Source organism: Streptomyces broussonetiae (genome assembly GCF_009796285.1).
In the GTDB taxonomy this organism is placed as follows: Bacteria; Actinomycetota; Actinomycetes; order Streptomycetales; family Streptomycetaceae; genus Streptomyces; species Streptomyces broussonetiae.
The window spans coordinates 5,944,555-5,959,792 of sequence record NZ_CP047020.1 but is presented as its reverse complement, the minus strand read 5'-3'; the positions used below and the strand labels follow the sequence as shown (position 1 = coordinate 5,959,792).

Here is a 15,238-nt window from a genome sequence, read left to right as displayed (position 1 = left end):
CGCACCCGCCTCGCGGCGGGTGCCCGGTGTCAGGAGTGACGCCGGGCGCCCGCCGCGAGGCCTGCCAGGAACGCGCCGGCCTCCGGCAGGTCGATCCGCCCCAGTTCACCGGGGCGGACCACCACGTGCAGCTCCCGGCAGACCGTCCGCTCCCACGAGTGCGTGACGAACGACAGCAGGATCAGCCGCAGCAGACTGTCCTCGTCGAGGTCGTGCAGCCGGGCGAGGCCCGCCCCGGTCAGCGGCATGGTGACCCGCTCCAGCTGGGCGTGCCGGTGGACGGCGTCCCACAGCCGGTCCAGGCCGAACCAGAGGTCGTGCACGCTGGAGGAGGCGACACAGTCGTTGCCCATCCGGCTGTAGGCGACGGCGAAGACCAGCCGGGGCCGGTTGCCGAGGGTGGCGACGGTCCCGATCGGATACCGCGCCCGCTTGCCCCGCGGCTTGTCGCGCTCACTCTCCCGCGCCGTCGGGGCCACCCCGTCCAGCGCGGCGGCCAGCTCCGTGTCCAGCCGCGGGGCGTCGCCCGCGTAGCGGCGGGCGAGCAACTGCCCCTGCACACTTGCATCGTTGATGACGACCCCGTCGTCCACAAGGGTGTCGAACGTGTCGGTGAACCCCACGACCAGATGACCGGGCTGGTCGAAGAGGTCGCCCTCCTCGACCACCACCGTCATCCCGGGGCGGCCGAACTCCTGCCGTACCACGGACTGCGGGCGCGCCCGGGCGAGTCCCCAGGCCAGGCACAGGGCGACGGAGGCGGCCAGGACCGGCCCGGGGCGGGCCACGGCACCGGGGAAGAGCTGCCCGACGAACTGCACGACCGCCGAGACGGCGCCGAAGGCCGCGAGCACGCTGCCCGCGAACATCCGCCGCCCGCGCCGCGATCCGGGAAGCCTCGGCCGTAGCCGTAGCCGTAGCCGCAGCCGCAGCCGCAGCCGCAGCCGCAGCCAGGGTCCCGGTCGCGGTCGCACGGGACGGAACGACGGCCGCGAAACGGCCCATCGCAAACCGGACAATCGCATGATTCCCTCCAGGTCCCCTTGGTACGCTGACGCACAGTCACGCGGCAGAGGGGGCGAGGCGCGTGCAGACCCGCACATCGTGTGTACGCGTGAACGTCCTGGGTCCCGTGCGGCTGGAAGTGAACGGCGCTGCGGTGCGCCTCACCCCGCTGACGGCCCGCCTGCTGGTCCGCCTGGTCGCGGCCGACGGCGAGGCCGTGACCGCGCGCCGGCTCTACCGGGACGTCTGGCAGCAGACCGTCGAACTGCCGCGTCAGGAGCTGCGCAACCGCAACGAGGTGCAGAAGCGGATCCTGGAGCTGCGGCGCGCGTTCGACCTCGCCGGGCCGGGCCACGGCGCCCGGATCATCCGTACGGGACAGCTGCCGTCCGGGCGCGGCACGCAGAGCACCTACCAGCTGAATCTGGCCGAGGACGAGCTGGACAGCGCGGAGTTCACCCATCTGGTCGGCGAGGCGCTGCGGGCGGCGCCGGCCTCGGCGGTCCGGCTGCTCGCGGACGCGCTGCGGCTCTGGCGCGGCCGGCCGCTGACCGAGGTGCACGACGAGGAGTTCGCGCTCGTCCCGGTACGGCGGCTGGTCCAGCTGCGGGAGACCGCGCGGCGGGAGCTGGTCGGCGGGCACACCGCGCTGGGCCGCTACGACCTCGCCCTGCCGGTGGCCGAACAGACCGCCCGGGAACGGCCGGGCGACCTCGAGGCCGCCGCCGTCCTCGCGCGGGTCAACGCCCGGCTGCGCGAACGGCACGGCGCCGAGCTGCTGCGCCACACCCTGCGCGGGCTTCGGGTGGACGTCGTCGTGGTGCGCGGCGACCTGTTCGACCAGACGGACGCCAACCTGGTCGTGGGGTTCTCCGACACGTTCGACACCTCCGCCGACGACGTCGTGATCAGCCGGGAGAGCGTCCAGGGCCAGCTGGTGGAACGCCTCTTCGCGGGCCGGCACCGGCTCCTGGACGACAAACTGCGCCGTGGCCTCGGGGAGTTCACCCCGCTGGCCACGGAGAGCGTCCGGGCGAAACGGCGCGGCCGGCGCGTACGTTATCCCATCGGCACGGTGGTGGCGGTGCCCGTCGGCAGGCGCCGCGTCTTCGCCCTGGCCTACTCCCGCCTCGGCAACGATCTGCGGGCCCGCTCCGGACCGGCGGACCTGCGGCTGAGCCTGGAACGGCTGTGGCCGGCGGTCGCCCGGCACGGGCTGTTCAAACCGGTGGCGATACCACTGATCGGCATGGGCCTGTCCCGGATCGTCGAACTCGACCGGACCCAGCTCCTGCTGCTGATCGTCGAGACCTTCACCCAGAGCCTCGGGCAGGATCCCGCCGTCTCTCCCGAGCTGCGCATCGTCATCCGCGCCGACGACCTCGGGCGGACCGATCTGTCGGTCGTCGAGACGTTTTTGCGCGGTGCCGACGAGCGGGGACCCGCGTCCCCGCCCGCCACGGTGTCGTGAACTCCTCACTCCCCCAGCAAAGGCCCGCCCCCGCTTCCGCCGACAGCCGTCACCCGCTTCCGGAACGCTTCCGGTGACCACCCGCCCGGCCCAAGCCCGGAACATCCCCGCCCTCTCGACCGCTATACCGGGCATGAGCGAATACCGCATCGAGCACGACTCCATGGGTGAGGTCAAAGTCCCGGCGCATGCCAAGTGGCGGGCGCAGACGCAGCGGGCCGTGGAGAACTTTCCCGTTTCCGGGCAGCGGATCGAGCGGGCGCACATCGAGGCCCTGGCGCGGATCAAGGCGGCGGCGGCGAAGGTGAACGCCGGACTCGGAGTGCTGGACAAGGACGTGGCCGAGGCCATCCAGGAGGCGGCCGGGGAGGTCGCGGACGGGAAGTGGGACGAGCAGTTCCCCGTCGACGTGTTCCAGACCGGGTCCGGGACGTCGTCCAACATGAACACCAACGAGGTGATCGCGACGCTGGCCGGTGAGCGGCTCGGGCGGGAGGTGCATCCCAACGATCATGTCAACGCCTCGCAGTCGTCCAACGACGTGTTCCCGTCCTCCATCCACATCGCCGCCACCGCCGCCGTCACCCGCGACCTGATCCCGGCGCTGGAGCACCTCGCCGCATCCCTGACCCGTAAGTCCGAGGAGTTCGCCGATGTCGTGAAGTCGGGGCGGACGCACCTGATGGACGCCACGCCGGTCACGCTGGGGCAGGAGTTCGGCGGGTACGCCGCCCAGGTGCGGCACGGCGTCGAGCGCCTGAGGGCCTCCCTGCCGCGCCTCGCCGAGCTGCCGCTGGGCGGGACCGCGGTCGGGACCGGGATCAACACCCCGCCCGGGTTCTCCGCCGCCGTGATCAAGGAGGTCGCACGGGTCACCGGGCTGCCGCTCACCGAGGCGCGCGACCACTTCGAGGCGCAGGGTGCCCGGGACGGGATCGTGGAGACCAGCGGGCAGCTGCGGACCATCGCCGTCGGGCTGACCAAGATCGCCAACGATCTGCGCTGGATGTCCTCCGGACCGCGCACCGGCCTCGCCGAGATCCACCTGCCCGACCTCCAGCCGGGGTCGTCCATCATGCCGGGCAAGGTCAACCCGGTGGTGCCGGAGGCCGTGCTGATGGTCGCCGCCCAGGTGATCGGCAACGACGCCACCATCACCACCGCGGGCGCCGCCGGGAACTTCGAGCTGAACGTCATGCTCCCGGTCATCGCCAAGAACGTGCTGGAGTCCGTCCGGCTGCTCGCCAACGTCTCGCGGCTGCTCGCCGACCGCACGATCGACGGCATCACCGCCGACCGGGAGCGGGCCCGCGAGTACGCCGAGTCCTCCCCGTCCGTGGTCACCCCGCTCAACAAGTACATCGGCTACGAGGAGGCCGCGAAGGTCGCCAAGAAGTCGCTCGCCGAGCGGAAGACCATCCGGCAGGTCGTCATCGAGGGCGGGTACGTCGAGCGGGGCGATCTGACGCTGGAACAGCTCGACGAGGCGCTGGATGTCCTCGGGATGACGCGCCCGTAACCGCGAGCGAACCTTTCCGGCCACCGGCGCGCAACCGTGACGCGCACCGCAGCGTCGTATGCCTACGGCACCTAATATCTGTCCATGACGGACGGCGGAGCGATGACGAGCACGGCAACGGGACCTGCGAGCCACTGGGCTCCCGGGACGCAGATCCTGTGGCGCTACCGGGAGAACGCGGGCGAGCACGTCCACATCGCCCGGCCCGTCACCGTGGTCCGCGACGACGCCGAGTTGCTCGCCGTGTGGCTGGCTCCCGGCACCGAGTGCGTGAAGCCGGTCCTGGCCGACGGCACGCCCGTGCACACGGAACCGCTCGAGTCCCGCTACACCAAGCCGCGCACGGTGCAGCGGGACCGCTGGTTCGGCACGGGCGTGCTCAAGCTGGCCCAGCCCGGCCGGCCCTGGTCGGTGTGGCTGTTCTGGGAGCCGGGCTGGCGGTTCAAGAACTGGTACGTCAACCTCGAGCAGCCGCTGGTCCGTTGGGCGGGCGGCGTCGACTCCGAGGACTACTTCCTGGACATCTCCGTAAACCCGGACCGCAGCTGGCACTGGCGCGACGAGGACGAGTTCGCACAGGCCCAGCGGGACGGACTGATGGACGCGGCGACCGCCGAGCGGGCAGGTGCGGCCGGGCGGGACGCGGTCGAGGTCATCACCGCCTGGGGGGCGCCGTTCTCGCAGGGCTGGCAGCACTGGCGCCCTGATCCGTCCTGGGCGGTACCTTCTCTCCCCGAGGACTGGGACCGTACGCCCGCGCACGTGTCCTCATGAGACCCTTGATGCGCCCCCGGGCAAGAAACGTAGGATCGTCCTCCGCAAGGGCGCATCAGAGCAACTTCCGGCGCATGGACCGGGTCTGACCGAACGTCACCGAGGGGCGGCAGGACGTGAGCGAGGGGTACGACGGCGTAACCACCGCGACCGGTGGCGGCGCAGGAACCATCGGTGAGCACGCAGCAATTCCGTTCCTGGGACACGTATTGCGGGTATCGGGATTCCTGCGGGACCAACTGCGCGCCCGGCGCGCAGCCCCGGACGGATGGATGCGACACGCGTGACGGAGCAGCCCACCTCCTTCGAGCGCCCCCAGGGCGCCGACCCCGCGGAGGCCCGCGGGGCGCTCCTGCGTACCCCGAAGCCGACAGCCACCCCGGCCTTACCGGTACAGGCCCGGGCGGAGGAAGCGCCCTCCGGACCGGGTACGGCCACGCCCTGTGGCCAGGGAAAGGACGGCAAGGGGAAGGAGCCCCCAGTCAACGGCCCCGAGCACTCCCAGCCCGCAGCCGACGAGCCCGTGGGGACACCTCCCGCGCACGGGGGTCCCCCCGCGCGGGCCAAGCCGAGCGTGGGGGAACACCGCCCCCGCCCGGCGCCGGAGGGCATTCCGGCACAGCCCGGTGCCGAGCAGGAACGCACGTCCGGCGGTCAGGAACGCCGTACCGGACGCGGACTGCCGCCCGGCCGGCCGATGCCGATGCGGCGCGACGGGGACCGGCTGAGGTTCGTGGGCGCGGCCACCCGGCGGATCGCGCGCGGCCTCGACCTGGACGAGATCGTGATGGGCCTGTGCCGGGCCACCGTGCCGACGTTCTCGGACGCGATCCTGGTCTATCTGCGTGATCCGCTGCCGGTCGGCGACGAGCGGCCCACCGGTCCGGTGGTGCTGCGGCTGCGCCGCAGCGACCGGATACCGGAGGAGCGGGACACCGACGGTGTGCTGCTGTCCTCGGCCTTCGATCCGGAGCCGGAGCCGAGCGTGCTGGCCGAGCTGTCCTCGCTCACCACCGAGCTGTGCGAGGTACGGCCCGGCGGTGCGCTGAACGAGGTGCTGCGCGGGGTGCGTCCGGTGTTCGCCGACGCGCCCGCCGCCCGGGCCGCGCTGCCGGAACTGCTCGGCGACGGCAGCGAGACGCTCGTACCGTCCGGGCAGCACGCGATTCTCGCCCCGCTGCGCGGCCGGCGCCGGGTGATCGGCGCGGCCCTGTTCCTGCGCCGCCCGGAGCGGCTCGCGTTCGAGGCGGACGACCTGCTGGTCGCGGCCCAGCTGGCCACACACAGCGCGCTCGGCATCGACAAGGCGGTGCTGTACGGCCGGGAGGCCTACATCGCCGACGAGCTGCAGCGCACCATGCTGCCCGAGACCCTGCCCCGCCCGACCGGCGTGCGGCTGGCCTCGCGCTATCTGCCGGCCGCCGAGACCGCCCGGGTGGGCGGCGACTGGTACGACGCGATCCCGCTGCCCGGCAGCCGGGTCGCGCTCGTCGTCGGCGATGTCATGGGCCACTCCATGACCTCGGCGGCGATCATGGGTCAGCTGCGTACGACCGCGCAGACGCTGGCCGGGCTCGACCTGCCGCCGCAGGAGGTGCTGCACCACCTGGACGAGCAGGCGCAGCGGCTGGGCACGGACCGCATGGCGACCTGTCTGTACGCCGTCTACGACCCGGTCACGCACCGCATCACCATCGCCAACGCCGGCCATCCGCCGCCCGTGCTGCTGCATCTGGGCGGCCGGGCCGAGGTGCTGCGGGTGCCGCCGGGCGCGCCCATCGGGGTCGGCGGAGTCGACTTCGAGGCCGTCGAACTGGACGCGCCCGCCGGGGCCACGCTGCTCCTCTACACCGACGGCCTGGTGGAGTCCCGGCTTCGGGACGTGTGGACCGGTATCGAGCAGCTGCGGGAGAAGCTCGCGGCGACGGCCCGGTTGACCGGCCCGGACCATCCGCCGCCCCTCGAGGCGCTGTGCGACGAGGTGCTGGACATGCTCGGGCCGGGCGACCGGGACGACGACATCGCGCTGCTCGCGGCCCGCTTCGACGGAATCGCGCCGAGCGATGTCGCGTACTGGCGGCTGGAGCCGGAGGAGACGGCTCCCGGCCAGGCCCGCCGGCTGGCCCGCCGCGCGCTCGCCCGCTGGGACCTGGAGGACCTGACGGACTCGGTGGAGCTGCTGGTCAGCGAGGTCGTGACGAACGCCGTACGGTACGCGTCCCGGCCCGTGACGCTGCGGCTGCTGCGCACGGACGTGCTGCGCTGCGAGGTCGGCGACGATGTGCCGCAGCTGCCGCGCCTCAGGCAGGCCCGGGCCACGGACGAGGGCGGGCGCGGCCTGTACCTGGTCAACAGGCTGGCCCGGCGCTGGGGCGCGACCCGGCTGTCCACCGGCAAGGTGGTCTGGTTCGAGCTGAACCGGGGCTGAGGCACCCGGCAGGACGAAGGGCGCCCGGGGTCTCCCCGGGCGCCCTTCGTCCTGCGCGCTCCTGCCGGCCTACTGACCGAAGCCCTGGCCGCTGCTTGCGCCCGGATCGAGCGGGTTGTTCGTGATGCCGCCCGTCGGCGTCTGCGTCGGCGTCTGCGTGGGGGTCTGCGTCGGCGTCTGCGTGGGGGTCTGGGTCGGCGTCTGCGTCGGCGTGTGCGACGGAGGCGTGGACGTCGGCGGCTTGCTGCTCGGCGTGTGCGACGGGGTGTTGGACGGCGTCGAGGGGGTCGTCGGCGTGTAGGTCGGCTGGACCGCCGCACCCTGCGTGGTGTCCAGGTCGAACTTGCTGACGTCGCCCATCGCCCCGAAGGTGTACGCGGCCCAGATCTTCGCCGGGTAGCTGCCGCCGTTGATACGCCCGCCGCCCGTGGTGATCAGGCCCGTGGCGCCCGTCAGCGGCACCTGTGCGTGGGTCTTGGCGGACTCGCCGAACAGGCCGACCGAGGTGACCAGGCCGGGCGTGTAGCCGGTGAACCAGGCCGACTTGTTGTTGTCGGACGTACCCGTCTTGCCGGCCACCTGCTGGCCGTTGCGCTCCGGGTTGCTCGCCACCGACTGGTTGGCCGTACCGTCGTCGACCACGCCGGTGAGCACCGAGGTGACCGTGTCGGCCGCGGTCCGGCTGATCACCTGGTCGCCGATCGGGTCCGGCAGGGAGACCGTACTGTCCTTGTGCTGGGCCGACTTGATGATCGCCGGGGTGACCTTCTTGCCGTGGTTGTCGAGGGTCGCGTAGATGCCGGCCATCTCCATCGGGCTCGCGCCCATGGAGCCCAGCGTCTGCGCGGGCACCGCCTCCATGCCCTTGGTGTCCATGCCGAGCTTGCCGGCCGTGGCCATCACCTTGTCCATGCCCACGTCGACACCCATCTGCGCGAAGACGGAGTTGACGGACTGGTTCATCGCCGTCTGGACGGTGATGTTGCCGTAGTCCTGGTCGTCCTCGTTCGGCGGGCCGAAGCCGACCTTGCTGCCGTGGTCGACGACCTGACGGCCGCTCGTGCCGTCGTAGATCGTGCTCGCGCCGATCGCCCGGCCGTCCTGCGTCTGGGCGCCCTCGTCCACGGCGGCGGCGAGGATCACCGGCTTGAAGGTGGAGGCGGGCTGGTAGTCGCGGCGGGTCGCGTTGTTGGTGAAGTGCTTGAAGTAATCCGTGCCGCCGTACATGGCGAGGACCTTGCCCGTCGCCGGGTCGACGGACACGGCACCGGGCTGGACGTCTCCGTCGACCGAGCGCTTCTTCGCGTTCAGCTTGCTGGTCAGCTGGTCCGTGACGGCCTGCTCCAGCCGGCGCTGCTTCTTCTTGTCGATGTTGAGCGTGATGGTCCAGCCGCCCTTCTTCACCAGCGCCTCGGCGTCGCCGATGCTGGCGGCGCTGCCCTGGGCGACCAGTTGCTTCTCCAGGGACGCGTTGGCCGCGTCCACCAGGTAGCCGGTCTGCCCCTTCATGTCGGGGGCCGCCTTGGGTGCCTTGGGCGTCGGGAAGGTCATGGCCTGGCGCTTGCCCGCGTCCAGCCAGTGCTGCTTGACCATGTTGTCCAGGACGTAGTTCCAGCGGGCCACCGCCAGCTTCTTGCCCGTGTCGGTGGCGAGCGCCCAGTCGTACTGGTTCGGCGCCTGCAGCAGCGCCGCGAGGTAGGCGCCCTCCTGGACCGTGAGGTTCTTGGCGTCCTTGTGGTAGTACGCCTGCGCCGCGGCCTGGATGCCGTAGGCGCCGCGGCCGTAGTAGCTGGTGTTGATGTAGCCCGCGAGGATGTAGTCCTTGGACTTCTGGCGGTCCAGCTTGAGCGAGATGACCAGTTCCTTCAGCTTGCGCGTGACGGTCTGGTTCTGGTCCAGGTAGTAGTTCTTGACGTACTGCTGGGTGATCGTCGAACCGCCCTGCGTGCCGCGCCCCATGAGGGTGTTGAGGATGCCGCGGCCGGTGCCCCTGAGGTCGACGCCGGCGTCCTGGTAGAAGGTCTTGTTCTCGGCCGCCACGAAGGTGCGCTGGACGTCCTTGGGGACTTCGGCGAGGTCGACGCTCTCCCGGTTGAGTTCGCCGGTGCGGGCGAGCATCGTGCCGTCGCTGTACTTGTAGATGTTGCTCTGCAGCTGGGCGGTGGCGTTGCCGGCCGGGATGTCGATCGTCATGTACAGCGCGACGAAGGCGCCGATGACGAGCACCACGAGACCGAGGAACGTGCCGAGGATCTTCTTCCAGGTGAAGAGCCGGCGTATTCGGCCCTTGGGACGCTTGCCGGCCGCCGGCGCGGACGGCGAGCCGGTGGCGGTCGCCGTGGGCTGCGAGCGGCGACGCCTGGGCGCCGCGCGGTGGCCGCCGCGCTGTCGCGCTCGTCTCTCTTCCGCTCGTCCCATGCGTCCCTACACTCCGCTTCCGTCTCGGGGTCAGCTCCGAAAGCTAACACCCGCCTATATGACAAAGGGCGTCCGATCCGCTCTTTTACGGACGTGACAATCAGCACCCGCCCCAAGGGAACCGACGAGTAACGAGGCCACAGGGTTGCTTCGGGGAGCCGGGCAATGAACTGCAATCGGCCGGTCCGCCCGTTTCAGAACCGTGACAATCGGCTCCCACCTGCGCCGCCGTACCCCGCGCCATGATCTGCACACTCCGCGTATACATACTGCGTATACACCGTGTGTAGAGTGCTCTGCATGTCCATCGGTCACACCCTGCTGGGGCTCCTGGAGTCCGGCCCGCGTCACGGCTACGACCTGAAGCGGGCCTTTGACGAGAAGTTCGGTCACGACCGGCCGCTGCACTACGGCCAGGTCTATTCCACGATGTCCCGACTGCTGAAGCACGGCCTCGTGGAAGTCGACGGGATCGAGGCGGGCGGCGGCCCCGAACGCAAGCGGTACGCCATCACCGAAGCCGGCATCACCGACGTGGAGAAGTGGCTGGCGACCCCGGAGAAGCCGGAGGAGTACCTCCAGTCGACCCTGTACACCAAGGTCGTCCTCGCCCTGCTGACCCACCGCGACGCGGCCGACATCCTCGACACCCAGCGCGCCGAGCACCTGCGCAGCATGCGGATCCTGACCGACCGCAAGCGCAAGGGCGACCTCGCGGACCAGCTGATCTGCGACCACGCGCTGTTCCATCTGGAGGCCGACCTGCGGTGGCTGGAGCTGACCGCGGCGCGTCTGGACAAGCTCCGTGCGGCGGTGACCCGATGACCGCACCCGCCGGCTCCCTGCTCGCCGCCGAGAACCTGCACAAGGTCTACGGCCCCACGGTCGCGCTCGACGGCGCCGAGTTCTCCATCCACCCCGGCGAGGTCGTCGCCGTCATGGGCCCCTCCGGCTCCGGCAAGTCGACACTGCTGCACTGCCTCGCCGGCATCGTCCCGCCGGACTCCGGCTCCATCCTCTACGACGGCCGGGAACTGGCCGGGATGAGCGATGCCGAGCGCAGTGCCCTCAGGCGCTCGGAGTTCGGGTTCGTCTTCCAGTTCGGCCAGCTGGTGCCCGAGTTGACCTGCGTCGAGAACGTGGCCCTGCCGCTGCGGCTGAACGGCACCTCGCGCAAGCAGGCCGAGAAGGCCGCGCTGAGCTGGATGGAGCGGCTCGAGGTGGACGACCTCAGGGGCAAGCGGCCCGGTGAGGTCTCCGGCGGCCAGGGCCAGCGCGTCGCGGTGGCGCGGTCGCTGGTCACCGGGCCCCGGGTGGTCTTCGCCGACGAGCCGACCGGCGCGCTGGACTCCCTCAACGGCGAGCGTGTGATGGAGCTGCTGACCGACGCGGCCCGCTCCTCCAATGCGGCCGTCGTCCTCGTCACGCACGAGGCCCGGGTGGCCGCCTACTCCGACCGCGAGATCGTCGTACGCGACGGCAAGTCCCGGGACATGGAGCGCGCCCTGTGAGCGCCCGTCGGGGGAACCGCCCGGCTCGGGCGGGGTCGAGAGCCTGGGGGAGGTCCCGGGATCTGGGTATGGGGGTCCGGTTCGCGTTCACCGGTGGGCGCGAGGGCTGGATCCGGGTGCTGCTGACGGCGGTCGGCGTCGGTCTGGGCGTGGCCCTGCTGCTGCTGACGACCGCGATCCCGAACGCACTCGGGGTACGGCACAGCCGCGACGACGCCCGCCTCGACTACACCTACGGTCCGAAGCGGCCGAAGGCCGCGAACACCCTGCTGATCTCCGACTCCGACACCACGTACCACGGCGACGACGTCCGTGGCCGGCTGGTGGAGCCCGAGGGTCCCAAGGCGCCGCTCGCCCCTGGTCTGTCGAAGTACCCGGCGCCGGGCGAGATGGTCGTCTCCCCCGCGCTGAAGAAGCTGCTCGACTCCGGTGACGGCAGACTGCTGCGCGAGCGGCTGCCGTACCGGATCGTCGGGACGATCGGCGAGAGCGGGCTCATCGGCTCACAGGAACTGGCCTACTACGCCGGTGCGAAGAGCCTCGCCCCGCGCATCGACGGATACCGGACGGCCCGGATCACCGAGTTCGGGCGTCCGACCGCGTCGTCGAACACGATGGACCCGGTCCTGATCCTGCTGGTGCTGGTCGTCTTCGCGGTGCTGCTGACGCCGGTCGCCGTGTTCATCGCCACCGCCGTACGGTTCGGCGGCGAGCGGCGCGACCGCCGGCTGGCCGCGCTGCGGCTGGTGGGCTCCGACACCCGGATGACCCGGCGGATCGCGGCGGGCGAGGCGCTCGCCGGATCGCTGGTCGGGCTGGTCTTCGGCACCGTCTTCTTCCTGCTCGGCCGGCAGCTCGCGGGCTCGGTCGAGATCGTGGGCATCAGCGTTTTCCCCAGCTATCTCAATCCCACGCCCGCGCTGGCCGCCCTGGTCGCGGTCGCCGTCCCGGCGGCGGCGGTGCTGGTCACTCTGTTCGCGCTGCGCGGAGTGGTCATCGAGCCGCTGGGTGTGGTCCGCACCGCCAAGCCCACCCGCCGTCGGCTGTGGTGGCGGCTGTTGCTGCCGGTGGGCGGCCTCGCGCTGCTCGCCCCGATGATCGGGCAGGGCCGCGGGCACGGCGACTTCAACCCGTATCTGGTGATCGGCGGCGTCCTGCTGCTGCTCATCGGTGTGACCACCCTGCTGCCGTGGATCGTCGAAGCGGTGGTCGCCCGGCTCGGCCGGGGCGGGCTCGCCTGGCAACTGGCCGTACGACGGCTGCAGCTGAGCAGCGGTACGGCGGCGCGCATGGTCAACGGGATCGCGGTCGCGGTGGCCGGGGCGATCGCGATGCAGATGCTGTTCGCCGGCATCCAGAGCGAATACACCAAGAACACCGGGCACGACACCACTCGCGCCCAGATGCAGGTCAACCTGTCGCGGGGCGTGGACTTCCTCCCGACCGCCGCGAAGTTCTCCGCGACCAAGGGGGTACGCAAGGCGACCGCGCTCGGCAGCACCGACCTGGGCGACCAGGACTGGCGGCGCGGGCCCACCACCACCGTCCCGCTGACGGTCGGCACCTGCGACGCGCTGCGCGAGGAGGCCCGGGTGACCTCCTGCCACGACGGGGACGCCTTCGTGGCCAGGGGCGCAAGCAACGACGCCGACGTGGCCAAGCTCGTCCGGCCGGGCCGCACGCTCCACATCAACACCACCAACGGCATCGGCCCGGGCAACGACGCCCCCTGGACCGTACCGGGCCGTCTGAAGCCGGCCACCGCGATCACCGGCCCGACCGGAATGCGGATGAGTGGTGTGCTGCTGACCCCGGCGGCCATACCCGAGCGGCTGAGCCGTCTGCTGACCGGGGTGGTCTATGTCTCGGTGGACAGGTCGGTGCCGGACGCGCAGGAGCACATCCGCAACACCGCCGCACGGATCGACCCGTTGGCGGACACGATGCTGTGGTCGGCCACCGAGCGGTCGAAGCAGTTCGACTCCATCCGCACCGGTACGTTCGCCGGCGCCATCTGTGTGCTGGCCCTGATCGGCACGAGCCTGCTGGTCTCTCAGCTGGAGCAGTTGCGCGAGCGCAGGAAGCTGCTGTCGTCGCTGGTCGCCTTCGGCACCCGACGGCGCACCCTGAGCCTGTCGGTGCTGTGGCAGACGGCGATCCCGATCGGCCTGGGCCTGCTGCTCGCCACGGCCGTCGGGCTCACCCTGGGCGCGGTGCTGCTGCAGATGGCGGGCGTGTCGGTGGGCGTGGACTGGTCGAGCGTGCTGTCGATGACCGCCGTCGGCGCGGCGGTGGTCCTCACGGTGACCGCGCTGAGCCTGCCGCCGCTGATCCGGATGATGCGCCCGGAGGGGCTGCGCACGGAGTAGTCGCGCACGGAGTCGCCGGTCGGCGCTCCGGGAGGAGTGGCTGCGGGGTGTACGCGGCGCGGACCGGTGGGGCTGGACGCGCGGTGCCCCCGCAGCCCTTCAGGACGCGTCCAGCACCCGTACCGGCAGCGCACCCAGCGCCTCGCGCAACGCCGCGGCCAGCTCCTCGTACTCCGCCGAGCGCGCCGCCCCCGCCCGCATCGCGAGAGCGACCCGGCGGCTCGGGGCGGGCTCGGCGAAGTACCCGGTCAGGAGCTGGCTGCTGCGGGCGGTCTCCAGCTTGAGCGCGGTGCGCGGCAGCAACGTGCACCCGAGGCCGCCCGCCACCAGCTGGACCAGCGTCGAAAGCCCGGCGGCCGTCGTGGTGACCGGCGCGTCCTCGCGGCCGGCCTCCCGGCAGATGTCCAGGGCCTGGTCGCGCAGGCAGTGGCCCTCGTCCAGGAGCAGCAGATTCAGCTCCTTCAGCGCCTCGCGCGGGATGCCCTCGCGCCCGCCGAGCCAGTGGTCGAGCGGGGTGACGAGCGCGAAGTCCTCGTCGAACAGGGGGAGTTCGACGACTCCGGGCACACCGAGCGGGACCGCCAGCAACAGCAGGTCCAGACGGCCGGAGTGCAGGCCGTCGAGCAGGCTGGCGGTCTGCTCCTCGTGCACCTGGAGATCGAGCTGCGGATAGCGCTGGTGCACGAGGCGCAGCACGGTGGGCAACAGGTACGGCGCGACGGTCGGGATCACCCCGAGGCGCAGGACTCCCGTGAACGGCGCCCGGACCGCCTCGGCCTCCTCCAGCAGCGCGCCGACCGCCTCCAGCACCGCCTTCGCCCGTGCGGCCAGACGCTCCCCGGCGGGCGAGAGCAGCACCTTGCGCGTCGTACGCTCCAGAAGGGTCACCCCGAGGGTCTCCTCCAGCGCCGAGACCGCACCCGACAGGGCGGGCTGGCTCATCCCGATCGCGGCGGCCGCGTCGCGGAAGTGCAGATGCTCGGCGACGGCCGCGAAGGCACGCAGCTGGGCGAGGCTCGGCTGCCTGCGCTTGCCGTTACTGATGGTCACTGATAGGTACCTCCGATCAACGAGACCGAGTGTAGCTATTTCACTAATCAATGCACCCTGTGCCACGATCAACGGCGTCCAACCCATACGGGAAGCACCCTCAAAAGGGGTGCTTCTTCGCTGCAAGGAGAGCATGTGCTCACTGTCGGTGACAAGTTCCCCGAGTTCGAACTGACCGCCTGCGTCTCGCTGGAGAAGGGCAAGGAGTTCGAGCAGATCCACCACAAGTCCCACGAGGGCAAGTGGCTGGTCGTGTTCGCATGGCCGAAGGACTTCACCTTCGTCTGCCCGACCGAGATCGCCGCGTTCGGGAAGCTGAACGACGAGTTCGCCGACCGTGACGCCCAGATCCTCGGCTTCTCCGGTGACTCCGAGTTCGTCCACCACGCCTGGCGCAAGGACCACCCGGACCTGACCGACCTGCCGTTCCCGATGATGGCCGACTCCAAGCACGAGCTGATGCGCGACCTGGGCATCGAGGGCGAGGACGGCTTCGCGCAGCGCGCCGTCTTCATCGTCGACCCGAACCGCGAGATCCAGTTCACCATGGTCACCGCCGGTTCCGTGGGCCGTAACCCCAAGGAGGTCCTGCGGGTCCTGGACGCCCTGCAGACCGACGAGCTGTGCCCCTGCAACTGGAGCAAGGGTGAGAACACCCTGGACCCGGTCGCGCTGCTGGCTGGTGAGTGACCC

At 71.2% G+C, this 15,238-nt stretch carries 11 protein-coding genes; 8 read left to right on the top strand and 3 right to left on the bottom strand.

Annotation, left to right across the window (positions count from 1 at the left end; translation table 11 throughout):
* Window positions 1–29: 29 nt before the first annotated feature.
* Window positions 30–974, bottom strand: a complete 945-nt coding sequence (locus tag GQF42_RS27675) for a macro domain-containing protein (protein ID WP_233273486.1) — start codon at window positions 972–974, stop codon at window positions 30–32.
* 140 nt (window positions 975–1,114) lie between these two features.
* Between GQF42_RS27675 and GQF42_RS27670 the strand changes: the two genes are divergently transcribed.
* The 4 genes from GQF42_RS27670 to GQF42_RS27655 all read left to right on the top strand — a co-directional run bounded on the left by GQF42_RS27670 (window position 1,115) and on the right by GQF42_RS27655 (window position 7,197).
* Window positions 1,115–2,476, top strand: a complete 1,362-nt coding sequence (locus tag GQF42_RS27670; protein WP_233273485.1) for a macro domain-containing protein — start codon at window positions 1,115–1,117, stop codon at window positions 2,474–2,476.
* A 133-nt stretch (window positions 2,477–2,609) separates the two neighbouring features.
* On the top strand, window positions 2,610–3,995 hold the full coding sequence (locus GQF42_RS27665) for a class II fumarate hydratase (RefSeq protein ID WP_158924236.1): 1,386 nt from the start codon (window positions 2,610–2,612) through the stop codon (window positions 3,993–3,995).
* An 84-nt stretch (window positions 3,996–4,079) separates the two neighbouring features.
* Window positions 4,080–4,769, top strand: coding sequence for a cytidylyl-2-hydroxypropylphosphonate hydrolase (gene fomD / locus GQF42_RS27660; protein WP_199272821.1), 690 nt, complete (start codon window positions 4,080–4,082; stop codon window positions 4,767–4,769).
* Window positions 4,770–5,052: 283 nt separating this feature from the next.
* Entirely contained in the window at window positions 5,053–7,197 is a 2,145-nt protein-coding gene (locus GQF42_RS27655) for an ATP-binding SpoIIE family protein phosphatase (RefSeq protein WP_158924234.1), read from the top strand.
* Between the two features lie 69 nt (window positions 7,198–7,266).
* On the opposite strand, the gene GQF42_RS27650 is transcribed toward GQF42_RS27655, so the two are convergent.
* Entirely contained in the window at window positions 7,267–9,615 is a 2,349-nt protein-coding gene (locus tag GQF42_RS27650) for a transglycosylase domain-containing protein (RefSeq protein ID WP_158924233.1), read from the bottom strand.
* Between the two features lie 300 nt (window positions 9,616–9,915).
* On the opposite strand from GQF42_RS27650, the gene GQF42_RS27645 reads away from it, so the two are divergent.
* From GQF42_RS27645 to GQF42_RS27635, 3 genes are all read left to right on the top strand, one after another.
* Complete coding sequence (locus tag GQF42_RS27645; protein ID WP_158924232.1) at window positions 9,916–10,440, top strand: PadR family transcriptional regulator; 525 nt, start codon at window positions 9,916–9,918, stop codon at window positions 10,438–10,440.
* On the top strand, window positions 10,437–11,126 hold the full coding sequence (locus GQF42_RS27640; RefSeq protein ID WP_158924231.1) for an ABC transporter ATP-binding protein: 690 nt from the start codon (window positions 10,437–10,439) through the stop codon (window positions 11,124–11,126). The genes GQF42_RS27645 and GQF42_RS27640 overlap by 4 nt, the downstream gene beginning before the upstream one ends.
* Before the next feature lie 68 nt (window positions 11,127–11,194).
* Window positions 11,195–13,495, top strand: a complete 2,301-nt coding sequence (locus GQF42_RS27635; RefSeq protein ID WP_158924230.1) for an ABC transporter permease — start codon at window positions 11,195–11,197, stop codon at window positions 13,493–13,495.
* 99 nt (window positions 13,496–13,594) lie between these two features.
* Here the strand turns inward: GQF42_RS27635 and GQF42_RS27630 are convergent, their stop codons facing one another.
* Window positions 13,595–14,545: a LysR substrate-binding domain-containing protein gene (locus tag GQF42_RS27630; protein ID WP_158924229.1), complete on the bottom strand. Its 951-nt coding sequence runs from the start codon at window positions 14,543–14,545 to the stop codon at window positions 13,595–13,597.
* Between the two features lie 135 nt (window positions 14,546–14,680).
* Between GQF42_RS27630 and GQF42_RS27625 the strand changes: the two genes are divergently transcribed.
* Window positions 14,681–15,235, top strand: a complete 555-nt coding sequence (locus GQF42_RS27625) for a peroxiredoxin (RefSeq protein WP_158924228.1) — start codon at window positions 14,681–14,683, stop codon at window positions 15,233–15,235.
* Window positions 15,236–15,238: the final 3 nt, after the last annotated feature.

Bases quoted from the DNA above. Each gene is read 5' to 3' on its own strand.
- GQF42_RS27665 (WP_158924236.1), top strand. From the start codon at position 2,610: ATGAGCGAATACCGCATCGAGCACGACTCCATGGGTGAGGTCAAAGTC.
- fomD (WP_199272821.1), top strand. From the start codon at position 4,080: ATGACGGACGGCGGAGCGATGACGAGCACGGCAACGGGACCTGCGAGC.
- GQF42_RS27650 (WP_158924233.1), bottom strand. From the start codon at position 9,615: ATGGGACGAGCGGAAGAGAGACGAGCGCGACAGCGCGGCGGCCACCGC.
- GQF42_RS27645 (WP_158924232.1), top strand. From the start codon at position 9,916: ATGTCCATCGGTCACACCCTGCTGGGGCTCCTGGAGTCCGGCCCGCGT.
- GQF42_RS27640 (WP_158924231.1), top strand. From the start codon at position 10,437: ATGACCGCACCCGCCGGCTCCCTGCTCGCCGCCGAGAACCTGCACAAG.
- GQF42_RS27635 (WP_158924230.1), top strand. From the start codon at position 11,195: ATGGGGGTCCGGTTCGCGTTCACCGGTGGGCGCGAGGGCTGGATCCGG.